Origin of the sequence: uncultured Parolsenella sp. (assembly GCF_958346945.1) — a bacterium.
In the GTDB taxonomy this organism is placed as follows: Bacteria; Actinomycetota; Coriobacteriia; order Coriobacteriales; family Atopobiaceae; genus Parolsenella.
Genome location: NZ_CATVTL010000007.1, coordinates 1 through 22,669 on the forward strand (window position 1 = coordinate 1; position 22,669 = coordinate 22,669).

General features: G+C 58.5%; 22 protein-coding genes. 15 read left to right on the forward strand and 7 right to left on the reverse strand.

The genetic code is table 11. From position 1 onward, the window contains the following. The first annotated feature begins 90 nt into the window (after positions 1–90). Positions 91–495: a GtrA family protein gene (locus Q3866_RS05300; RefSeq protein WP_301830172.1), complete on the forward strand. Its 405-nt coding sequence runs from the start codon at positions 91–93 to the stop codon at positions 493–495. Between the two features lie 120 nt (positions 496–615). Here the strand turns inward: Q3866_RS05300 and Q3866_RS05305 are convergent, their stop codons facing one another. From Q3866_RS05305 to Q3866_RS05325, 5 genes are all read right to left on the reverse strand, one after another. Further along, a complete protein-coding gene (locus Q3866_RS05305) occupies positions 616–1,584 on the reverse strand; it encodes a glycosyltransferase family 2 protein (RefSeq protein WP_301830173.1) in 969 nt (322 codons plus the stop codon). A gap of 53 nt (positions 1,585–1,637) precedes the next feature. Next, on the reverse strand, positions 1,638–3,827 hold the full coding sequence (locus Q3866_RS05310; protein WP_301830174.1) for a hypothetical protein: 2,190 nt from the start codon (positions 3,825–3,827) through the stop codon (positions 1,638–1,640). Positions 3,828–4,045: 218 nt separating this feature from the next. Further along, positions 4,046–5,641, reverse strand: coding sequence for an ABC transporter permease subunit (locus Q3866_RS05315; protein ID WP_301830175.1), 1,596 nt, complete (start codon positions 5,639–5,641; stop codon positions 4,046–4,048). A 9-nt stretch (positions 5,642–5,650) separates the two neighbouring features. Continuing rightward, the gene (locus tag Q3866_RS05320) at positions 5,651–6,445 is read right to left on the reverse strand and encodes an ABC transporter ATP-binding protein (RefSeq protein ID WP_301830176.1); all 795 of its coding nucleotides are present in this window, start codon (positions 6,443–6,445) and stop codon (positions 5,651–5,653) included. Next, the gene (locus Q3866_RS05325) at positions 6,433–7,434 is read right to left on the reverse strand and encodes an extracellular solute-binding protein (RefSeq protein WP_301830177.1); all 1,002 of its coding nucleotides are present in this window, start codon (positions 7,432–7,434) and stop codon (positions 6,433–6,435) included. Before Q3866_RS05325 ends, Q3866_RS05320 begins: the two co-directional genes overlap by 13 nt. Positions 7,435–7,954: 520 nt before the next feature. Between Q3866_RS05325 and Q3866_RS05330 the strand changes: the two genes are divergently transcribed. Next, complete coding sequence (locus Q3866_RS05330; protein ID WP_301830178.1) at positions 7,955–8,848, forward strand: NTP transferase domain-containing protein; 894 nt, start codon at positions 7,955–7,957, stop codon at positions 8,846–8,848. Positions 8,849–9,100: 252 nt separating this feature from the next. On the opposite strand, the gene ilvD is transcribed toward Q3866_RS05330, so the two are convergent. Then, entirely contained in the window at positions 9,101–10,741 is a 1,641-nt protein-coding gene (gene ilvD, locus Q3866_RS05335; RefSeq protein WP_301830179.1) for a dihydroxy-acid dehydratase, read from the reverse strand. A gap of 482 nt (positions 10,742–11,223) precedes the next feature. Between ilvD and Q3866_RS05340 the strand changes: the two genes are divergently transcribed. The 11 genes from Q3866_RS05340 to Q3866_RS05390 all read left to right on the forward strand — a co-directional run bounded on the left by Q3866_RS05340 (position 11,224) and on the right by Q3866_RS05390 (position 20,576). Then, positions 11,224–11,850, forward strand: a complete 627-nt coding sequence (locus Q3866_RS05340; protein WP_301830180.1) for a bifunctional 4-hydroxy-2-oxoglutarate aldolase/2-dehydro-3-deoxy-phosphogluconate aldolase — start codon at positions 11,224–11,226, stop codon at positions 11,848–11,850. Between the two features lie 2 nt (positions 11,851–11,852). Next, complete coding sequence (locus Q3866_RS05345; RefSeq protein ID WP_126422629.1) at positions 11,853–12,314, forward strand: PTS sugar transporter subunit IIA; 462 nt, start codon at positions 11,853–11,855, stop codon at positions 12,312–12,314. A gap of 61 nt (positions 12,315–12,375) precedes the next feature. Continuing rightward, positions 12,376–12,654: a PTS sugar transporter subunit IIB gene (locus Q3866_RS05350; protein WP_301830181.1), complete on the forward strand. Its 279-nt coding sequence runs from the start codon at positions 12,376–12,378 to the stop codon at positions 12,652–12,654. A gap of 106 nt (positions 12,655–12,760) precedes the next feature. Next, complete coding sequence (locus Q3866_RS05355) at positions 12,761–14,122, forward strand: PTS galactitol transporter subunit IIC (protein ID WP_301830182.1); 1,362 nt, start codon at positions 12,761–12,763, stop codon at positions 14,120–14,122. Between the two features lie 31 nt (positions 14,123–14,153). After that, positions 14,154–15,149: an NAD(P)-dependent oxidoreductase gene (locus Q3866_RS05360; protein ID WP_301830183.1), complete on the forward strand. Its 996-nt coding sequence runs from the start codon at positions 14,154–14,156 to the stop codon at positions 15,147–15,149. A gap of 77 nt (positions 15,150–15,226) precedes the next feature. After that, on the forward strand, positions 15,227–15,493 hold the full coding sequence (locus Q3866_RS05365; protein ID WP_301830184.1) for a UxaA family hydrolase: 267 nt from the start codon (positions 15,227–15,229) through the stop codon (positions 15,491–15,493). Beyond that, entirely contained in the window at positions 15,486–16,661 is a 1,176-nt protein-coding gene (locus Q3866_RS05370) for a UxaA family hydrolase (RefSeq protein WP_301830185.1), read from the forward strand. Before Q3866_RS05365 ends, Q3866_RS05370 begins: the two co-directional genes overlap by 8 nt. 52 nt (positions 16,662–16,713) lie before the next feature. Further along, positions 16,714–17,805 carry an iron-containing alcohol dehydrogenase gene (locus tag Q3866_RS05375; protein ID WP_301830186.1) on the forward strand — a complete coding sequence of 364 codons (1,092 nt, stop codon included), beginning with the start codon at positions 16,714–16,716 and terminating at the stop codon, positions 17,803–17,805. A 122-nt stretch (positions 17,806–17,927) separates the two neighbouring features. Further along, positions 17,928–18,908, forward strand: a complete 981-nt coding sequence (locus Q3866_RS05380) for a phosphoglycerate dehydrogenase (protein WP_301830281.1) — start codon at positions 17,928–17,930, stop codon at positions 18,906–18,908. Positions 18,909–19,105: 197 nt separating this feature from the next. Continuing rightward, positions 19,106–20,011: a hypothetical protein gene (locus tag Q3866_RS05385; RefSeq protein WP_301830188.1), complete on the forward strand. Its 906-nt coding sequence runs from the start codon at positions 19,106–19,108 to the stop codon at positions 20,009–20,011. Between the two features lie 31 nt (positions 20,012–20,042). Beyond that, a complete protein-coding gene (locus tag Q3866_RS05390; protein WP_301830190.1) occupies positions 20,043–20,576 on the forward strand; it encodes a hypothetical protein in 534 nt (177 codons plus the stop codon). Between the two features lie 67 nt (positions 20,577–20,643). On the opposite strand, the gene Q3866_RS05395 is transcribed toward Q3866_RS05390, so the two are convergent. Continuing rightward, positions 20,644–21,435, reverse strand: a complete 792-nt coding sequence (locus Q3866_RS05395) for a glycosyltransferase (RefSeq protein ID WP_301830192.1) — start codon at positions 21,433–21,435, stop codon at positions 20,644–20,646. Between the two features lie 112 nt (positions 21,436–21,547). On the opposite strand from Q3866_RS05395, the gene Q3866_RS05400 reads away from it, so the two are divergent. Further along, complete coding sequence (locus tag Q3866_RS05400) at positions 21,548–22,276, forward strand: glycosyltransferase family 2 protein (protein ID WP_301830196.1); 729 nt, start codon at positions 21,548–21,550, stop codon at positions 22,274–22,276. 4 nt (positions 22,277–22,280) lie between these two features. Further along, positions 22,281–22,634 carry a DUF2304 domain-containing protein gene (locus tag Q3866_RS05405; protein ID WP_301830199.1) on the forward strand — a complete coding sequence of 118 codons (354 nt, stop codon included), beginning with the start codon at positions 22,281–22,283 and terminating at the stop codon, positions 22,632–22,634. Positions 22,635–22,669: the final 35 nt, after the last annotated feature.

Sequence of the window (22,669 nt, forward strand, 5' to 3'; positions counted from 1 at the left end):
GGGGGTCGAGCCGGCCCCCCGGGCGACGTCTATTTAATTAGGCTAATCTATGATCGTTTGTCATCCCCGAGGCACTACAGGAGCGTTCAAGTGCGCAATCTTATCGAGCAGTTCATGAAGTTTGGTGTGGTGGGCATCGTCGCCTTCTTTATCGATTACGGCGTGCTGATGCTCCTCTCGCAGGGCTTTGGCGTTGACGCGGTGCTGTCTGCCGGCATCTCGTTCTGTGTCTCCGTGGTGTTCAACTACGTGGCATCCATGCGCTTTGTGTTCACTCACCGCGATGACCTTAGCCGCTCTCGCGAGTTTTTCATCTTCATCATCCTGTCTGTTATCGGCCTTGTCATCAATGAGCTCATCATGCTGGCCGGCGTGGCTGCGCTGGGCGATTCCGCGTTGACGGTCACGATTACCAAGCTTGTCGCCACGGTTATCGTCCTGGTCTGGAACTTCTTCTCGCGGAAGAAGTGGCTCGACGGCGGAGACGTCGAGTAGAGATGTTCGCTATAAGCTGGTGCCAGAAAGAGGCCGCCTCATTTTTAGACCCATTGGTTTATAAATGAGGCGGCCATTTCTGTTAGTTGGCATCGAGCTGGATCTATAAGGGCGGAAGCTCTAGTTGTCGTCGCGGCTTTCCCAGGTGCGCTTGGAGATGATCCAGCGGGGGCGGCGCTTGGTCTCCATGTAGACCTTGCCCACGTACTCGCCGATCACGCCCAGGGAGAGCATCTGCACGCCCCCCATGAAGCACACCGCCGCGGTGGTGGAGGCCCAGCCCGTGACCGTGGCGCCCATGGCGTGGCGCACGAGAACCCACACGATGGCAACGAGGCTGGCCAGGGCGACGACCAGCCCCGTCCAGGCGATGAGGCGGATGGGCCTCACCGACAGGCTCGTGATGCCGTCGACGGCGAGCGCCACCATCTTGGAGAGCGGGTAGTGGGACTGGCCCGCCATGCGCTCGTGGCGCTCGTAGTAGACGGACGTGCTCTTGAAGCCCACGAGCGGCACCATGCCGCGCAGGAACAGGTTGACCTCGCCGAACCGCGAGAGCGCCTCCAAGGCGTCCTTCGCCATGAGGCGGTAGTCGGCGTGGTTGTAGACGCACTCCACGCCCATGGACCCCAGCAGGCGGTAGAAGCCCTGGGCGGTGGCGCGCTTGAAGGCCGTGTCGGTCTCGCGGGAGGAGCGCACGCCGTAGACCACGTCGCAGCCGTCGAGGTAGGCGTCGACCATCTCCCCCATGGCAGAGATGTCGTCCTGGCCATCGCAGTCGATTGAGATGGCGCAGTCGCAGCTGTGCCGGCACTCCATGAGGCCGGCGAGGAGGGCGTTCTGGTGGCCGCGGTTGCGCGAGAGCGACATGCCGCGGAAGCGCGGGTCCTGCTCGGACAGGCCCTCGATGATCTCCCAGGTCCTGTCCCTTGAGCCGTCGTTCACGAGCAGCACGTGGCTCGCGGGGTCGGCCCTGCCGCTGCCCACCAGCTCGTCGAGCTCGGCGGTGAACAGCCCGCTCGTCACGGGCAGGACCTCCTGCTCGTTGTAGCAGGGGATGACGATGCAGATGACGGGCGGCTTGCGCATGGGTGCTCCAAATCTTCTCAGCAAGAGGGCCGGTGCTGGCCGGCCCTCGCGAACTACTTTTGATTGTAGCCTTCCATATCGACGTCCCACACGCGGCCCGTCTCATGCCAGCTGGAGAATTCGTTGGCCTTGCCGTCGACCTCGTACTCGACCAGGTGCCAGTCGACCTTGCCGTCGTGATCGTTCCAGTAGAAGAGGCGCGGGCGATCCCCGTCCGTGACCTCGAAGACGGGCTTGCCGTCTGCCATGACGGTGGAGGAGCCCGTGGCGTCTGTCGCAGAGCCGCTCCAGGCGCCCGCGGCCCACTCGAGGGTGGCCGGCAGGTCAACGTGGCCGGTGGGCACCTCGCTTATCTGCATGGGCGTGCTGGCGTCTGCGCCGGCGGGCTTCACGAGCAGGATGGGCGAGGTGGTCTTGTTGAGACGCGCGTGGTTCCAGGGCCAGACGCCGTGGTCGGCCGTGATGACGATGGTCGACTGGTCGTAGACGCCCAGGTCCTTGAGCTGGCGGATGTACTCCTCGACGATGCTGAGCGAGCCACGCGCCTGGTTCACGAGCGAGGCGTGGTCTGACTGGTCTACCTGCACCGTGTTGCCGTTCTGGTCCATGATGTAGGGCCAGTGCGAGCCCTGGCAGTGGATGATGCGGTAGGCGCCGGCCTCGGCCGTGTCGTCGGCCTTGATGACGGGCTGGGAGAACTCGCGGTGGAGCTCGGCGTCGTCGAGGACGTAGGGGGTGTTCTCGGGCGTGCGGGCGTCGGTGGGAACCACGGCGTCGTTCAGCTGGTCTGTGGTGAACCAGAAGATGGGCTTGAGCGGGTAGGGGAGGTCGCGGTAGAGGCCGCAGCCGCCCAGTGCCTTGGCGCAGGCGAAGAAGTCTGCGAAGAAGGGTTCCACGGTGTGGACGTTTATGGTCTTGCCCTCGAGGGCATTCAGGCCATAGGTCACGGAGTCCGAGTAAACGCCCACCGAGTAGCCTTGGTCGTTGGCCACGTTGAGCAGATTGCGGTCGCTGAACCAGCTCTCGAGCTGCTGCGTGTCAAAGGTGCTGCTCGAGGGGTCGAAGTCGTGGCCCGTCACGATGAAGGGGATGCCGTAGCGCGTGGGGATCATCGAGCCCACGGAGTTGTGGTACCAGGTGAAGCCGTCCAGCTCGTCCGCGGCGTCGGGGTAGGCGGCCATGACGTCGTCCATGTCCTTGGTGTCGAACATGTCGAGGACGAAGACGATGACGTTGCTCTTGGATGAGACGCTCGTGAGGCCCTCCTCGGTGACGGTGGGGCGGCTCAGGGCCTCGGCGTAGCGGCCGGCAAGGGCACCGAGGCCCACGCCCTGTGCGAGGCAGATGACGAGGCAAGCGGCCACGGCGGCAACGCGGCTCCACAGCGGGCGGATGAGGGCAAAGGCAACGAATGCAGCGATAACCACGAGCCAGACGACAGTGGAGACGAGCATGCACTTGTCGTAGATGGACCAGTCGATGAGGGAGCCATCGGCGGAAGGCAGGTTACGGTTGAGCAGAACCTCCTGCAACAGGGTGCACACGCAGACGGCGGCGATGACGGCGAGCACAACGTCGAACGCGCGGCCGCAGGTTGCACTCGCGGCAAGGGCGATAGCCGCGGCGGCGAGGAGCGCGAGCACCACGAGCGGCAGCCATACGTTGGCGAGCGAGAACGAGAGCGACGAGCAGCCCGGGATGACGACCTCGAGCGGCGCCACGAAGAAGACACAGAGGGAAAGGACGAGGGCGCAGACGAAGGCGAGGACGAGGCGCGTGCGCCAGCGAAGCGTGGGCGCAAAGGGCTTGCGGGGGCGCATGAGGTCGCGGGCGGCGTCGTCTGCGGAGGCGAGGGAGGCAGCGCGAGCGTCAGCGCTTGTCTCGGCAGCGTCGAGGGCGTGGACGGTGGGCTCGACGGCCTTGCCGGCGTTCTCGTCGACGTGCATGGCGCGCAGTAGCCAGCGGCGGGCGCGGCGCCACACGACGCCCAGGACCGCCGAGAGGGCCACGGCCACGCCGGCGAGCGCCTGGATGGTGTAGGTCATGACCGAGGGGTCGACGTAGGCGAGCGCCGGGCGCGCGAGGGCGCCCCACAGGCAGGTGGCCGTGGCGGCGAGGAACAACACGTCGAGCGCGGCGAGTGCGAGGCGCGGAGCGTGCGTGAGGTGCGGGGCGCGTGCGGCCGTAGCGTGGCAGACGGCAGCTCGCGGGGCGGGGGCAAGGCGGGAGGCGCGAGAACTCATGCGGGGCCTTTCTTCATGAAAAAGCCGCCAGCCCGAGGGCTGGCGGCGTGTCAGCATCGTGCCTTATGAGTATAAGCGCAGCATGTTTGTTCGCTCGTCCAAAATACGTGCTAGAAGGCCGATGGATGCGTATTTTGGATGAGCGGATGGAGGTGGCCGGCGCGGCGAGCGCGAGAAGGGCGACGGTCTGCGATGGTCGCCGCCCTTCTCGGCCAAAGCTACTTGGCGAGCGTGCGCTTGACGGCGGCGAAGACCACCTTGGCGGCGACGTTGGTCACGAAGATCACCATGGAGACGAGCGCCGCGCACTCGACGAGCATCTGCGTGTCGAAGTCCGAGATGAGCAGGGCCAGCGGCATGTGCGAGACGTTTGCCAGGAACGCCACGGCGCTAATCGTGACCATGCAGTTCACGAAGAAGTACGAGGCCATCTCGATGATGGTGCCCAAGGTCTGCGGGACGAAGACGTCGAGGATCATGCGGCGGCGCGGGATGCCCAGCGTCTGGCCCACGGCCTCGAGGCTTGCGTTGAGCTTGTTGAGGGCGTTGTAGGCCATGAGGTAGGGGCTCGCGAAGAAGTGCACGAGGTTCACCATGATGAGGATGCCGATGGTGCCGTAGAGGGGCGTGCCCTTGAAGAACATCATGTAGGCGAGGCCCAGGACGATGCCGGGGATAGCCATCGTGGTGATGCACACGAGGTGGAGTGCCCGTCCGAACCCGCCCTGCGCGCGGGCCGAGACGTAGGCCGCAAGCCAGCTCACCGCGGCTCCCAGCACCGACACCGTAATGGCGATGACGATGGAGTTGAGCCAGTACTCGTCCATGCCAAAGACGAGGGCACGGTCGATGTTGGCGAGCGTGGGGGTCATGGTGATGGGGTATTTGACCACGAAGGCCACGACCGAGAAGGCTGCGAGCGGGCTCACCAGAAAGAGGGCAAGGGCAACGAGCAGGACCCAGCCTGCGACGTCGCGCCCGGCGCTCTTGCCCACGCGCTTGGGGTGCACGCTAAAGGCGAGGTTGCCCTGGGCGTTGGTGAGAAGGTCGACCACGAAGGCCACGATGGCCGGCAGGATGAGCGCCACGCCAATGGCCACGCCCGAGTCAAAGTTGAGGCGGCCGATGACCTCCTGGTACATGAGCACCGAAAGCGTGGAGTACTTGCCGCCCACCATGATGGGCACGCCGTAGTCGGTGATGATGAGCGTGAAGGTGGCGAAGACGGTCGAGACGAGCGGGCGGGCCAGGTAGGGCAGCGTGATACGCGCAAACTGGGAGGCCTTGGGGATGCCCATGATATCTGCCGCGTCGTAGACCTGGCAGTTCTCGTAGCGCAGGGCGTCGTAGAGCATGAGGAACGCCGGCGGGAACGAGTAGAGCAGCGCGCCCATGACGATGCCCTGCAGGCCGTAAATGTTCCAGCTGGTGCCCAGGAAGTTCGTGACGATGCCGTTGGAGCCAAAGAGGTAGACGAGGCCCATGCCGTGGGCGATTGACGGAATGAGCATGGGCAGAGTGAGCACGATGGCCCAGGCGTTGCGGAGGGGCACGTTGGTGCGCGTGAGCGTGAGGGCCGCGGCGAGCGCGAGCGCCACCGAAAGGGCGGTGCCGAGCAGCGACGAGACCACGGAGTTGCCCAGCGACGTGGCAAAGGCCGGGGTGGAGAAGACCTCCAGGGCACCCGGCGAGGCGAGGTGAAGCAGCAGCGCCACCACGGGGGCGATGACGGCCACGGCGAAGAAGACCGCGAGCAGAATGCGTGCGGCGCTCATGCCCGAGAGGCGAGCGACCGGCTTGTTGGAGTTTGCCATGTGCACCGCCTACTGCACGAACTGCATGAACTTCTTGAGGGAGCCGATCTTCCTCGAGAGGTTGTCGATGACGAAGGTGCGGATGTAGTCGCTCGCGGGATTGGAGAGCAGCTCCTCGGGCGTGCCCAGCTGCTCGATGGCGCCGTCGTGCATGACCATGACGCGGTCGGAGAGGGCGAAGGCCTCCTCCTGGTCGTGGGTGATGTAGATCATGGTGGTGCCAAACTCGGCCTGGATCTGCTTGAGGTCCGCGCGCAGGGCGAGGCGGGTCTCGACGTCGAGGGCGCTCATGGGCTCGTCGAACAGGATGACGCCGGGGTTCAGGGCGAGCGTGCGGGCAATCGAGACGCGCTGCTGCTGGCCGCCGGAGAGCTGGGAGACGCGCTTGGCGCCCTGGTCTGCGAGGCCCACGCGGGCGAGCAGATCGCTCGCGATCTTGGCCTTGTTGGGTTTAAGGTCCGCGTGGAAGGAGAGCGGGTACTCGACGTTCTCCTGCACGGTCATGTTCTCGAACAGGGCATAGTCCTGAAACACGATGCCCATGCCACGCTGCGAGGGCGCGAGGCGGGTGAGGTCTTTGCCGGCGGCGGTGATGGTGCCGCCGTCTGCGGTCTCCAGGCCAATGAGCAGGCGCAGCGTGGTGGTCTTGCCGCAGCCCGAGGGGCCCAGGATTGAGAGGAACTCGCCGGCGCGCACGTCAAAGGAGATGCCGTGCAGGATCTCGCGGCCGCCGTAGACCTTGCGCAGGGCGCGGACCTCGAGGACGTTGCCCGTGGCGGGCGTTGCGTTGTCTAGTACTTCCATGCGTCTAGCAGCCTTTCCTTGAGGTCGACGTCGAACAGGCCGTCCATGTTTGCGTACGTGATGTTGGTGGGGTAGCCCTCGATGGTGGTGTGCTGGTCCTTGAAGACCTGGTCGGGCACGAAGGCCTGCTTGTCGAGGAGGATGCCGCGGCTATAGAACCACTGCATGACGTCCCAGACGGCCTGGCGGTCTTCGTGACCCTTTACCACGGCGATGCCGTTCATGGTCCAGGGCACGCCCTCGGGAAAGAGGTCGAGCTCGGTAGGGGCGCCGTCGTTGCGCTCGTTGACAAGCTCGAAGACGAGGGAGAGGCCAAGGCCCGCCTCGCCACGGGTGAGGGCGCTTGCGGGGGCGCCGCCCGAGGAGGTGAACTGGTAAACGTTTTGGGCCAGGGAGTCGAAGTAGTCCAGCGCCCCGTCGAGGCCGAGGAGGTTCACCATCGAGTAGTAGAAGTTGTAGCCGGTGCTTGATGCCTTGGGGTTGGGCATGGTGACGAGGCCCTGGAAGCGCGGATCGAGCAGGTCGTCGAGGCCTGTGGGGGCGGCGATGCCTGCGCGGGCGAGGACCTGGGTGTTGTGGGCGAAGCAGCCGCACTCGCGGGTGAGGGGCATGATCTTGTCGGAGATTACGAGGTCGTCCGCGAAGGTGGAGAGGTCGAAGCGCTCTGCGAGGGGCACGAGGGAGTCTTCGGCGGCGCGCAGGTAGCCGGCCTCGACGCCGAGGGCGATGTCGAACTCGGCGGAGGCACCCTCCATCTTGAGGCGGGCGGCGAGGTTGCCGGTGGACATGTACTTGAGGCGGACGTCGAGGTCTGGGAGCTCGCTGCGAATGGCCGTCATGAGGTTCTCGTTGCGGTTGCCCTCGCAGGAGGAGTAGATGATGACCTGGTTGTCTGCCCCGCGCGAGGAGCACCCGGCGAGGGGTGCCGCGAGGCCGTAGGCCGCGACGCCGGCGGCGAGGCCGGAGACGAACTGTCTTCTTGTGATCATTGGTTTCCTTGGTTGCGCAGGCGCTGGGGCGCCCGGTTGGTGGTGCCTTTAGTTGTGTGGGCGGCGGGCGCGGGCCTGCCGCGTGTGGTGCTGGTAGGCGGACGCCGTGGGGTATCTGCCGCGTGCGATTTGCGGGCGCTGTTGGGTACCCGTCTCGCACGATGTTCAACAGTATGACTGAAGTGCGGCTGAAATGAGCGTGCAGTGGGACAAAAGTCGAGAAAGTGCGGCGTGTTCATGTTCAATACTATGGCAGCGAGCTGGCGGAGCTGGAACATGGGCGTACTAGTGCGTGCGCTCGTCCAAATTACGTACGGAGATCATTCGATCGTCCAAACTACGTGTTAAATGGCCTGGGAGTGCGTAAATTGGATGAACCGACAATTAAGGTGCGTTAATTGGACGAGCGGATGGCGCGGGCGGGCGCGAGAGCCTCGTGCGAGCGCGAGAGACGCGTGTGGCTTTGACGCGTAGAATGGTTGCTACGTTTATGAGTGAGCCCCGAGCTGTGGAGAGCCGCATGGAGTACAAGGAGTTTCTCGTTCTGACCGCCCTTGAGCAGGCCGAGGGGTATGCGCTGACGCAGCGCGAGCTGGCCGAGAAGACCAAGATGAGCGTTGGGAGCGTAAACGCGGTGGTGGCCGCGGCAACCGAGAAGGGCTGGATGAGCGACGGGGCGCTTGCGGCGGCGGGCCTGGCGGCGCTCGAGCCGTACCGCGTGAAGCGCGCGGTGTTCATTGCGGCGGGGTTTGGCAGCAGGCTCGTGCCCATTACGCTCAACACGCCCAAGCCGCTGGTGCGCGTGAGGGGCACGAGGATCATCGACACCCTGCTCGACGCGGTGCAGCGGGCGGGCATCGAGGATGTCTATATTGTGCGCGGGTACTATGGCGAGCAGTTTGACCAGCTGCTGTACAAGTACCCCAACATCAAGTTCATCGAGAACCCGATGTACAACGAGGCCAACAATATCTCGAGCCTCATGGCCGCGAGGTACCAGTTGCAGGGCGCGTACGTGATCGAGAGCGACCTATTGCTGTCGAACCCGGAGCTGATTCAGCGGTACCAGTACCACTCCAACTACCTGGCCATTCCCATGGAGCGGTCTGACGACTGGTGCTTTGACGTGGACAAGAAGGGCGTCATCGAGCGCGTGCGCGTGGGTGGCGACGGCGGCGTGTGGCAGATGGTGGGCATCTCGTACTGGACGCCCGAGGATGGTCACAGGCTGGTGGGCGACATCGAGAAGACCATTGCCATGCCGGGCGGTAAGGAGCGCTACTGGGACGAGGTGCCCCTGACGTACTGCGCCGACCACTACGACGTGCACGTGCGTGAGTGCCGTCAGGAGGACATCGTAGAGATTGACACGTTTAAGGACCTACAGCGGCTCGACAGCGCGTATGCGGGGTAGCGGCTGGTGCATGATGTGAGACTGAGGGGCGGCGGCGCCCCTCTTTTGGTGACGTGGCCCATCGCATTTCAGCATCGCTGGGAGGCTAGGATGGGCGCTGATGGGTGGAGGATGACGCATTGTGGGGCATGCACAGCATTGCGGGGTATGCGCATAAAAAGAGGCCCGACGCATCAGGCCTCTCAGATGCCGTCCGCAAGCGACACCGCTATTGATTGAAATGATAAAAGGGCGGGCCAAAGGGCTGATTGGTTATCTCAAGACGGCACCCGTCTTTGCGGACCCCACTTGCTTGGCATAGCGAGCAAGAAGCCTTCCGCCATTCTCGTGAATCACTGGCCTCCACGCCGCACGCCTGCGCTCCAGCTCGGCCTCATCCACCTCAAGCTCAATGAGGTTCTGACTCAGATCAACGCGGATGATGTCGCCATCCTCCACAAGCGCAATGGGCGCACCGTCGAGCGCCTCGGGGCACAGGTAGCCAACGGACAGACCGCCCGAGGCGCCAGAGAAACGCCCGTCGGTGATCACGGCAGAGCTGGGAATGCCCTTCATGATCTCCGTCACGCGGTGGAGCTCCTTCATGCCTGGCCCACCCTTTGGACCCTCGTAGCGCACGACAACGCCCGTGCCAGCGGCAATACGGTGCTCGTTATAGGCTGCAAACGCCTCGTCCTCGGAGTTGAACACCATGGCGGGGCCATTCCACACGTGTTGGCTGGCCGGAACGGCACTCGTCTTGACCAGCGCTCCCTCCGGAGCCAGGTTGCCGTAGAGAACCTGGATGCCATTGGCAACCGACGCCGGATCGTCCTGCGTCCTGATAACCGAGCGATCAACGGGGATGTCGCCCGCGAGCTCGCTGGCCATGGTCTTGCCGCTTACCGTCATGACACTCGTATCGAGGCTCGCTTCGATGGTCTTGAGAATCGCGGGGATGCCGCCAGCCTTGTATAGGTTGATGCACGAGATGTCCCCGTTGGGCACCACGTTGCAGACAACGGGCGTGCGCGAGGTCACCTCAGCGACCTTGGCCCACGTGCACTCAAGGCCAAGCTCGTCTGCCAGCGCGGGCAGGTGAATAAGCGCGTTGAGCGAGCCACCGATTGAGGCCAACAAGGCCACGGCATTGTCGAGCGCAGCCTGCGTCATGATGTCGCTTGGCTTGATGTTCCTGCGTACGAGGTCAACAACGGCAGCGCCGGTGCGCCTGGCGGAGAACCTGCGCTGGCTCGTCGAGGAGGGCCACAGGGCGCCATAGGGCAGCATCATGCCCAGGCCCTCGCAGAGGCACCCCATCGTGTTGGCCGTACCCAAGAACGGGCAGATGCCGGGACCCGTGTAGTAACGGAGCGTCCCCTCGATGACCTCGCGCTCGGTGGCTTCTCCCGCCAGGAAGCGGGCACGTAGGGCCTTGGATTCGGACGGCTTGATCTCGTCATAGCAGGGGCCCGCGGTAACGATGGCGGCAGGCAGGTCGATGCGCGCCGCGGCCATAAGCATGCCAGGAATGATCTTGTCGCAGCTACCCATGTAGACCACGCCGTCAAAGCAGCCCTCACCCACAATCATGGCCTCGCACGAGTCCGTGATGAGGTCGCGGTGGGGCAGACAGTAGCGCATGCCCGCATGGCCTTGCGCCACGCCGTCGCACATGCCAATGGTATTGAACTCGATGGGCTCGCCGCCAGCCTCGAGGATTCCCTTCTTGACCTCGGCGGCAAGCTGGCGCAGGGGCTCGTGGCCGGGGCAAAGCTCGTTCCAGCTGTTGGCAATGGCAATGAGCGGCTTGTCCGGATTCTCAAGAGAGTCAATGGATACGCCCGCCGCCGCAAGGTGAGCCTTAGAGATGGTCCTCTGGAAGGGCTCCAATTTGTCAATTGCTCGCTGCATGGGGAATCCCCTTTCCCGATAGATGGGGCTGCTTGGTAGACACCGCGGACGAGGAAATTCCTGATTGCGCGGCTGGGCCCATAGTATCGCCTCTCAAGGCGCATGCCCCTGCTCTTGCTCATTAGGCATGAAATATGGAGTAAGTGTGTAGAGACTTAACATATAAATGCTTAGATATGCAAAGAGAAAATGAAAATATGCAATTCGTAATGAATGAATTACGCGGTCGGGGGGGCGCCTCAAAGAAATCAAATTTAGTATTCGGTAAACGGTGCTTTATCATTTCAATAAAACGCAGGTATTTCGCATTTTTAGACTGGAAAATTGCCGTTTACGGATTTGAACTTTACTGTTTCTCCAAGAGCGAAGAAAATATGAACCCGTAATTCAGAGCTTTAGTGAATTATGCATTAGTAAAGACAAGCACTTTAACGACTTCAGGCCATGACTTCGGTTCTAACGGGGGAGAGGAGAAGAGCTGGATGTTTGACAAGAATGCTGATTTTCCCAAGGTGACGGTGATTCTTCGAGGCTATACGTACGAGCAATGCCGCTGCGTGGTCGAGCAGCTCGTTGGCACGAAGCTCAATGCCGTTGAGGTTGCGTTTAACACTCCAGGCGCTGCCGGCATTATCGAGAGGCTTAACGAGGAGTTTGGCTCCGAGGTAAAGATTGGCGCCGGCACGGTCACGACGGAAGAGCGCGCGGTTGCCGCCGTTAAGGCGGGCGCGCACTTCATGTTGTCGCCTATCAACTTCTCGGACCGGATCTTTGAGATTGCGAAGGACGCCGGTGTGGTAACGGTCCCCGCGGCGTTTAGTCCCTCCGAAATCGTTGAGATGTTCGACAAGGGCGCCGACATCGTGAAGGTGTTCCCCGCGGGCATCCTGGGCCCCAAGTACTTTAGCGACGTGCAAGCTCCTCTGGATTACTTGCCTCTCATGGCTGTTGGCGGCGTTAACGGCGGCAACGTCCAGGAGTTCTTCGATGCCAGCTGCTCTTACGCCGGAATTGGCTCCGGCATTTTCGACAAGCAGGACATCAGAGAGATGAACTCGTCGGCCCTGGCGGACCAGATTACTGAGTTCGAGAAGCGCGTGAGGTGGTAGCGATGGCGGGAGTTAAGTTCAACGAGTCGCTCGTTCTGGATCTTGAGAATCCCGAGAGCACGGCCCAGGTCGAGGGCGTACTGGCAAACCACCTTTATGAGCTTGGTAGCGTTAAGGAAAGCTATATGGGTGCCTTGGCTGAGCGCGAGAAGAACTATCCCACGGCGCTCGAGGTCGGCGAGATTAACGTGGCCATACCTCACTGCGACGCCGAGAACGCTAATGAGGCCGCGGTCTGCGTTGGCATTCTTCGCAAGCCAGTGGATTGGCGACGCATGGATGACCCCGACGCCACGACGCCCGTGAGGCTCGTTTTCATGCTTGCACTTAACGAGGCTCACTCCCACCTCGAGATGATTCAGAAGATCATCGGCGTTATCCAGGACCAGGAGTTTGCCAAGAAGCTTGCCGAAAGCAATGCCCATGAGGCTTACGAGCTTCTCGCTCCTCGATTCGCAGAGTAGTCAACTTGCGTAGGTTGTTTAAAACCGCGGCACGGGTCGCGGGGGAAGAAAGGATAGCCAGATGAAGAAGATCTTGTTTGCGTGTGGCAACGGCATGGTGACGTCGACAATGGTCGCACACAAGGTGACCGACTACCTCAAGGAGAACGGCGTTGAGGTCAAGTACAGCCAATGTCGCGTCCAGGAGGTGGAGCATCTCGCCCAGGATTACGACCTTGTGGTTACTTCGGGCAGGTTCAAGAAGGGTGCCGTCCAGACGCCGGTGATCATGGGAACTCCTCTGCTCACGGGCATTAACGAGAAGGCCGTCCTGCAGCAGATTCTCGACGCGGTCAAGTAGGCAGTATCCGGCGGGAGAGGCACTGTCGGTCTGTATAGGTTTGATGGATTACCAGTTTGAAAGGAAAGTGAGGTAAAGAGGCATGGACGCATTCCTGAATGGATTCATGACGGTGTTTAACGCCATCATGAACGCCGGAGTCTACGTGATGCTGCCTATCATCATCACGCTTCTCTCCCTGCTCTTTGGTCTGAAGCTGAGTAAGGCTTTTAAGGCCGGTGTTACGATTGCCATTGGCTTCGCAGGCATCAACCTTGTCGTTCAGCTTATGAAGGATCAGCTTGGCCCCGCGGCAAAGGCCATGGTTGATACCGTTGGTATTCAGCTCGATGTTCTCGACGTGGGATGGAGCGCTCTTGCGTCGGCCGCTTGGGCAAGCACCCTCGTTCCTGTTATCGTGCTCGAGGTTATTGCCATCAATATCGTGATGGTGGTTCTTAAGCTGACGGATACGATGGACATCGATATTTGGAACTACCACAGCATGCTTACCTGTGGTGGCCTGATCTTCTTCGTGACCGGCAACCCTGCATACGCTTTGATTGGCGTTGCCATCATGTCAATCATCACGTTCAAGTTCGCCGACTGGACGCAGCCCTTTGTGTCTCACTACTTTGGCATCCCCGGAGTTTCGCTGCCTCATGTGCCTGCTCAGAGCTCCCTTATCATTGCGGCTCCCCTGAACTGGCTCTTCGATAAGATTCCCGGTCTCAACAAAATCGATATCGATATGTCTGGCGTTCGCAAGTATCTCGGCTTCTTCGGTGAGCCCTGGATGCTTGGACTTATCCTCGGCTGCGTCATTGGTGCGCTTGCCGGCTATGATCCGGGTAAGATTTTCACCCTTGGTATTTACATGTCTGCCGTCATGGTGCTCATCCCCCGCATGACCCAGATCTTCGTTGAGGGCCTTATGCCCGTGTCCGAGGCGGCTGGCGAGTGGTGCCAGAAGCACTTCAACGGCCGAGAGCTTCACATTGGCCTTGACGCTGCCGTCATCGTCGGCGATGAGTCCGTCATTACGCTGACGCTGCTCATGACCCCCATCACCATTCTTCTTGCTGTGATTCTGCCTGGTAACCGCATGCTTCCGTTTGCCGACCTCGCGGTCATCACGTTCCGCATCTGCCTTATCCTGGCCATTTGCCGCGGCAACATGTTCCGCTCGCTCATCATCGGCACCGTTGTCATGGCATCGGTTCTCTACTGCGGAACTTGGTCTGCTGAGGCTATGACCGGCTTTGCTACGGCTACCGGTCTGAGCTTTGACTCGGGTCTCATCGGCTCCTTCTGCGGACCGTCCCTGCTTATGTCCTACATCATTTTCAAGGCCTGCACCACGAATCCTGTGGTCATCATCCCGATTATTCTCGTCGTTCTCGCTGCCGTTTGGTACATCGTCGAGAAGAAGGTTGGTATGAAGAAGGTCGAGGAGTACGCCGCCGCTTGCGACGACATGTTGGAATAGCTCGAGCCGAGCGCATCTGAAAGGTTGAGTCATGGGGCAGAACATGAGTGGTGTGAGTATAGCTATCACCAATACGAATTCTTTTGGCTATGCCATCCCTGATCATATGGAGCGGCTCGAGAAGCTTGGACCCGTGAAGCGGGTAAGCGTACCTGGCGATTGTTGTGGCAGGGAGCTTGCTGAAGCGGTTGGCGATGCGAATATTATCATCACCTCTGGAACGCCCCAGTTCGACAGGGAGTTCTTTGAGTGCAAGCCTGAGATGAAGCTTGTTGCTCGCCACGGTCTCGGATTCAACAACGTTGACGTTGACGCCGCAAGGGAGTGCGGATGCTTCGTCACGAAGGTTGAGAAGTCTGTTGAGCGGGAGGCCGTGGCCGAATGTGCCGTCTGCGAAATGATCGATTTGATTCGCAAGTTCTGGCGTGGCACGCGTGCGGCCGAATCTAACAGATGGCTTGACCGTGGCCAGTTCGTTGGATTTGAACTCCGTAACCGAACGGTTGGTATTGTTGGCTGCGGTAATATCGGCAGTCGCGTTGCGGAGATTCTCCATCACGGTTTCGGCGCGCGGGTAATTGCTAACGATCCCGTAAGGGATGAGGCGTGGGCGCAAGAGGCCGGCATTGAGTATGTTGGTCTGGATACGCTCGTTGCCGAGTCTGATGTCATTACGCTCCACGCGACCCTTAACCCAACATCCTTCCATCTTGTTGATGAGAAGTTCCTTGCTGGAATTAAGCCGGGGGCATATCTCGTTAACACGGCGCGAGGCGACATGCTCGATCAGGATGCCGTTGTCAACGCCCTTTCGAGCGGCAGGCTTGCGGGACTCGCAATCGATGCCACGAGCGTTGAGCCCCCTGCTCCCGACGATCCGTTCCTCAATAATCCCCGCGTTCTCATCACGCCGCATATCGGGGCCTATACGGTAGAGGCGCTGAAAGGTATGGGCGACATCTGTGTCGGCAATGCCGAGCTTGTGGCTAGGGGAGAGAGGCCAGAGCATATCGTCTGGGAAGAGTAAGAGTGGCGAGGGGCGGGCACCAATACCGCCCGCCCTTTTCTTTTGATCGGAGAGCCATGAATAAGCGCGCCTTGCTTATGAACGAGAAGGACAACGTCATCACGGTTATCGACGCCGTCCAGAGCGGTGACGTGATTACGGTTACGCGCAAGGACGGAACCGTCGTGGGCGACCTGAAGGCGCTCGAGGCGGCTGACCGCTATCACAAGCTGGCTTATTTGGATTTGGAGCCGGGCGATCTTGTAACTAAGTATGGCCAAACCATCGGGCGCGCCACTTGCGCAATTAGGCGTGGGGAGTATGTGCACGTCCACAACATCGAGAGCGTAAAGACCAATGATTAGCGGATTTATTAGGCCTGACGGCAAGGTCGGAATTCGAAACAAGGTCCTAATCCTGTCAACTGTTGGCTGCGCAAACAACACTGTCAAGAGGATTGCCGCACAGGTCGAGGGGACGGTTGCTCTTCCCAACGTTAAGGGTTGCGGACAGATTGGCAAAGGCATCGATATCATGCGCCGCTGCCTTGCCAACGTTACCCAGAACCCGAATGTCTATGGCACGATCATTGTGGGCTTGGGCTGCGAGACGACTAAGCCGCACGAGCTGGCTGAGCATGTTCGTTCGCTTTCTGACAAGCCCGTGGAAGTGTTTACCATCCAGGAGCTTGGAGGTACGCCCAAGGCAATTGCCTACGGCGTTGCGCTCGCCCGGAAGATGGTTGCCGAGGCGGGGCTTGTGCCTCGCGTCCCTGTTGAGCCCTCCAAGATTGTTCTCGCTACCAATTGCGGTGGGTCTGACGCCACGAGTGGTCTCGCCGCCAATCCAACCGTTGGCGCCTGCTCTGACATCCTGATTTCCAAGGGCGGAACGGTGATGCTGGGAGAGACTACTGAGCTCATTGGTACCGAGCACCTGCTTGGCGAGCGTGCAAAGGACGATAAGGTCAGGAACGACATCTACACGATTGTTCAAGACCTCGAGCATCAATTTATTGCCAACGGTATTGACGTCCGTGGAGCAAACCCGACCCCGGGCAATATGAAGGGTGGCCTTTCTACTCTCGAGGAGAAGGCCCTCGGAGGCATCTCCAAGGGGGGATCAGGACCTATTAACCAGGTTGTTGGATATGGCGAGATCCCGTCTGAAAATGGCCTCGTCATTATGGATACGCCTGGATATGACATCGAGAGCGTGTCGGGCATGGCCGTTGGCGGTGCACAGGTCTGTATCTTTACGAGCGGACGCGGTAACCCCGTGGGCAATGCTCTCATTCCCGTGATTAAGGTTACGGGTAACCCCGAGACGTACGAATCGATGAAGGATAACACCGATCTTGATACCTCTGGTGTTATCGATGGCTCTGACACAATTGATTCTCTTGGCGAGAAGCTGTACGGCATTCTCGAAGATGTGTGCAACGGCATGCCCTGCAAGTCCGAGGCTTACGGGTTCGATGACTTTGCGGTCTATCACAACGAGGAGATTTGGTGTACCTGCGACCTTTCGTAGGACTTGATGGGCTGCCCGTCGCATTAACCGTTTCGTTTGCATGGAGGTTCTAATGGATTTGTCTTCGCGTGACTCGGCAATTAAGTTTGGTATGGGTCGGTACAGGCAGGCGTCAGGCCTGTTGGAGCAGCTTGGAGATGAGTTGTCTCGCTTTGGCAATAAGGCTCTTGTGATTGCTGGCGAGCGCTCATGGGGAGCTGTGAGAGACCGTCTTGTTCCCGTGTTTGAAGAGTCAAAAATCGAAACAAGCCTTGTGATCTGGAAGGGTGCCTGCTGTGCCGAAGGGGCTAGGGAGCTCAGCGGTAAGGCGAAGGAAATTGGAGCAAGCCAGATTATTGGCATTGGCGGAGGCAAGATAATAGACCTCGCCAAGGCTACTGCGGAGCTGAGCGGTGTTGGTGCAACGCTCATTCCCACCAACGTTGCTCAGTGCGCACCAGGGGCATGCACGAGTGTGATGTACACACCAGATGGAGCCAAGGATGTTACGTGGCGCTATGGGCATGAGGTCAACGGGTGTTACATAGACCTCGACGTGATTGCCCAATGTCCGCCCCGGTATCTTGCTGCCGGGATCGTCGATGCAATGGCCAAGAAGATCGAGATATTGAACGGCAGACCAGACCTCGAGCTGGCGTCAACGGACATCGATTTGTATACCGCGTATAACCTCGCGTGCTACACCTATGACGTTCTTGATGGTCGCTGGCAGCAGGCTATTGAGGACAACAGGGCGGGTCGGGTAACTAAGGCCCTGGAAGATGTCGTTTTTGCCGCGGTGCCCGTTACCGGCGTTATCTCCAACACCACGAGGGGATATAACCAAACTCAGATTGCCCATGTGATATATGACGGGGTGCGAACGCTCTTTACCGAAGAGGCGAAGCAGTCCCTTCACGGGGAAATTGTTGCCGTTGGCCTGTTCTGTCAGCTGTATTTCAATGGGCTTGAGAAGGAAGAAGATGGCCTGAAGAACATGCTGAGAAGCATGGAAATGCCGCTTACGCTTCCGGACCTGGGCATCGACGCCAAGGAGGAAAACCTCGAAGCGCTTGAGCGTTATATTGCTGGGTCGCGCCACTTCAATGACAAAGATCCTGACGCCAGAAAGAGGCTCCACCGCGCGATGCTTGAAATGATTTAGCCGCCTGCAACATAGAGGCGGGACGGGCCGGGTCAATCTAACAAAATGACCCGGCCCATATTTGTGCCGCTCCGTTTTATACTCCTGTCCAGATTCGTTATTCAAGAAGAAGAGCCTTGGAAATGCAGAATGCCCCCTTCAAAGTCGTTTCTTTTGCCGCTACGTTTGGCGTCTTTACGACGGAGCCAAAACAACGGCTTGAAGATGCCGGCTGCGAGGTAAAGATCATTAAGCATAGCCGCGTGCTGACCGATGCCGAGAAGATTGGCTGCGCAAGGGATGCCGATGCCGTCATTCTTGGCGTCAATGGCATGTCGAGACGCGTGATTAACGCCCTGCCAAAGCTGAAGGTCATTGCTCGGCATGGTCGCGGCATAGATGGCATTGACTACAAGGCGGCGACAGACAAGGGCGTTATGGTCGTGAATGCCCCTGGTGTCAACATTGAGGAGACAGCAGACCTTACGTTAGGCCTCATCCTCGATCTTGAGCGGCACATTACCCAGATGAACAATGACCTCAAGGCTGGTATCTGGGAAAAGCGTGCTGGGCGCAGTCTATATGGCAAGACGATTGGCATCATTGGCGTGGGTGACATTGGCCTTGCCGTTGCGCGGCGTGCGATGGGCTTTGGCATGGATATCCTGGGCAACGACATTCGTCAGCGGCCCGATGCGGCAAAGACGGGGCTGATGTTCACGGGGCTGAACGACTTGCTCAAGCGAAGCGATATCGTGACTATTCACACGCCGCTCACTGCATCGACTGCCAACCTGATTGGTGCCAAAGAGCTGAGGATGATGCGCGAGGACGCGATTCTTGTTAACACCTCGCGCTGGGGAATCATCAGAAAGGAAGCACTGGAGAAGGCGCTACGATCTGGCCAGTTAATGGGATATGCGACCGACGTGCACGAGCAGGAGCCAGGCCCTGCCCCGTCGTTTGCCGACCTACCGAACGTTATTGTTACGCCTCATGCTGGATCGGCTACATACGAGACCAACCTGCGCATGGGCATGACGGTTGCTGACAACATCATTGCCGTGAAGGACGGCGTAACGCCGCCCAACCTGGTTACGCCGGTCTCGTTAATATTTGGGTAGAGCGATGGCGCGTTGCTTGGCAATGGCTGTCTCTCTTAGTCGCTCGCTCTCTCCCCGTACGAGCCGGCAGATGTTGGCTCGGATTGGCCTGGGCTGTCCTGAGCCATAGGACATAGATGTAAATTGAGTAAAGCCGAGATGTGAAATGACGTGACGATACGGCTCGCTGAGTTGGGCGAAAGGAAGATGAGCAAGGAATGAAAACCCTGTCTGCGAGAAGAACCTTGGTCGTGTATCGCCTGTGGCTCAACAAGCCAGGAAAACCCGATGAAGTGTTTTGGACAAACGATATTGCGGGCGTCGATATCTTGGAAGTATTTGGAGAGTTTTGCCGTAACGAAAATGACCTCATTCAGGTCAGTGGCACCGAACGATTCCTCATGGTCGGTACGCCTGCACAAGACTCTGACTGCTGCTTTGTTACGGTGCAGTCTGGCAGGGCGGGCGTTTCAGGCTCGGTTATTAACACCGCGACTGCAGAAAAGAGTTACGGATATGGAGCGAACGAGGCGGATATGGTTTCCTCGCGTTTCGTGCTAATTCGGCGAAAGGAGTATGGGTATGCCCTTGCATGTGTGGAGAGGGTTCCCAACGATGCCGGGCCGACGGTCGTGCTTTCGGCGTTTGAAGGATATATCAAGAAGGGGCAGATACGGGCAAGCGTAAATCGCGAGCAGGTACAGGAAGAACAGGCGCTCAAGGCGTTTAAGGGAATTGAAGAGATTGAAGTTAGAAGGTATGTTCGCAGCTCTGACAGGAGCGAAGGAGTAATTATCGAGCCAGCTTATATTTCGCATATCGTAAAGCATAAGAGGAACATGTTATTCCCGCTTCGTCTGATAAACGACATTTTTAATGATAAGAGCAGTTTGACTGCAGTATTGGGAATACCTGATGAATTCGACGGAAAAGAGGAATATAAGGTTCGTCTTAGAGGAAAAGACGGGTCATCGAGAGCGTTTGCACTTGATGGTGACTTACGTGTTCCAGTGGTTGAAATTTTGAACGAATCTGGGGAGGCGCCGGTCGCAGATAGCGAGCTTATAAACCGCTGTCGAGAGATTGCCGACGGAATCTATGATTCGTATGGCAGAATGCTGTAGGTTCTTCATTCGCTTGAACGGAGGTGGCGGAATGGGGAAAATGAACCTAACAAGTGTTTATTTAAAGTACTTCGCCACGCTTGTCGATGCAAGAACTGAAATAATTAGCTACTCGGATGTCGGAATTCAAGTGGTCGCACCATTAGTGGGTGGCGCCGCATTCTTTGTGTGCTGGCCGCTGGACCCTCAAGCAGTCGATAGCCTGTCTACCGACGTCATAACGGCAGTCTCAATTATATCGGCGCTTCTATGTGGTGTGGCTGTCATGATTTTTCAGCTGCGCTTGCAGCTTGCATCGAGTGACGGACCCATTCCAACTTCAGGCGAATCAAAATTAATAGATGAGCTATTTAACGAAGTCTTATGGGCAGTACTTTGTGGTTTTGGGGCCGTCCTGTTGTTGGCGCTAAGAGCTGCGGCTCCAATGGGAACGGATATCTGGAAGATCGATATCTCACTATCCGTGGCGCTTATGATTAATTTTGTTATGGTGACATCAATGTGCATAAAGCGCCTTAGTGCTGCTTACGAAATGATAACCAAGAATTGGATTCCAAGACATTAATTGATAGCCTACATTTTTCAGGCCGAGGTTTATAGCCTCGGCCTGAATGTCTCCATCAAAGATAGCCTTACCCGTTGCTCTTTTGCCCGGCTGCGTAGAAATGGTTGATGAATGCGGCTATGGGCTTGGGCCAGAAGAGGGAGAGCATGGCCAAGTCCTCCCTGGTCCTCGTATTGTCCTTGATGAGGGCCGATGTCTCAGAGCCGCCATGAATCCTGTGCCACATGAGAACCTCAGGGTCATAGGCAAACGAGCCTTCCATGCGCGAGAACTTCTCCCAAGCTTGCCAGTCGAGGTCGGACTTAAAACCTTCCACAAATAGGGGCCTATTGAGGTTTGGCATGACGTAGGTTACGGCTGGGCAGCAGATGGGCGATCCAAGTGAGAGGCAGCGCCTGCGAATTAGCCTCGAGCTGCCAAAATGGCCGTTTTCAAGGGGCTTGAGCAGCGCGTGCTTAATGTTGAGAAGTCTGTTGCTGGTGACCTTGCCCTCGGGGCGAAGCTCGCCATAGCCGGAGAAGAAAATGAGCGGCCTTGCCGTGCTATTTACTTTTTCGAGCATTCGCTCAGCATAGCGGGGTTCGTAGAGATCATCCTGGTGGGCGATGGTAACAAGGGAAGTCTCGCAGTGCTCGATGGCACAGTTCCAGTCATGGGCAATTCCTGGCTCGCCCGTATTAACGAAGAGCTTGATGCCGTACTTGCTTGCTACGGAGGAGATGCCTTCGTTTGGCGTTGAGGTTGAGATGAGGATGTGCGAATTAACCGTTTGGCTCAAGAGGGATTCGACGCACTCACCAAGATAGGGGGATGCTCCGTAGGCGCAAAGGGCAAACGTGTGATCGGAAGGCGAGAACAAGACGGAACTCCTTGAAAATGGAGGGCTGAAGCGATGTTTCAAACGCGGATCGTAAGCATTAGACTTAACTATACTTCAGAAGATTGAAGCCGATACGAAACCATGGAGCTACATGCCATCTATTGAAACAACGAATGCTGCGGAGCCGCGCGTTCTCGTCATTATCCCTGCTTACAACGAAAGTGAGTGCATTCTTGCGACTGCTCACAAAATTGAAGCGTGTGGTTATGACTATATTGTTGTAAACGATGGCTCAAAGGACGACACGCTTTCAATTTGCCGTGCAAACGACTTAAACGTCCTCGATCTTCCGCAAAACCTTGGAATTGGCGGGGCAGTACAGGCTGGCCACAAATATGCTCAACGATACGGGTATGACATCGACATTCAGGTCGATGGCGACGGTCAGCATGATCCTTCATACATCCCAAAGTTAGTCGAGCAAATCAGCAATGGTGCTGACCTCGCGGTCGGCTCTCGCTTTCTCGAGAAGACGGACGGATTCCAGTCGACCTTTATGCGCCGCGTTGGCATTACTTGGCTTTCATGGTGGATTAAACTCTTTACGGGAGAGACAGTTACAGACCCAACATCTGGCTTTCGCGCGTGTGGCAGAAGGGCCATTGATCTTTTCTGCAAGAACTATCCTGACGATTACCCGGAGCCTGAATCACTTGCCCTGGCAATGAAGACGGGGCTCTCCGTTCGAGAGACGTCGGTAAAGATGCTGGAGCGCCAGGGTGGCCAATCGTCCATCGGTGGCTTTTCCTCGGTCTATTACATGATTAAGGTTTCTCTGGCCATTTGGATTGTTTGCTGGACTCATGGAAAGGAGGCATAGCGACATGAGCGTTGTCATTCGCATCTCCGCTGCTGCTTTCTTTCTCATATTCCTTATCTATGTGCTTGGACTTGTTTCCAAGGGGAAGCTACAACTTAAATACTCGTTGCTTTGGATGGTACTTTGCATCGCGATTCTCATCTGCGATGCGTTTCCGGTTATCCCATTCTGGTTTTCGAGAACGTTGGGCTTTATAACACCCTCTAACTTCATTCTCATCGTGGCTATTGCCGTCCTTTTTGCGATATGCCTTTCGCTCAGCATCGCTGTCAGCAGGTTAGTTGCTGCGGTCAAGAATCTGGCCCAGAGAGTTGCCCTCTTGGAAAAGGAGCTCAAGGATGCCGAAAAGACGGACTAAGGCAGTCCGCGAGTGAAAAGCGCGCCCGGTACGGA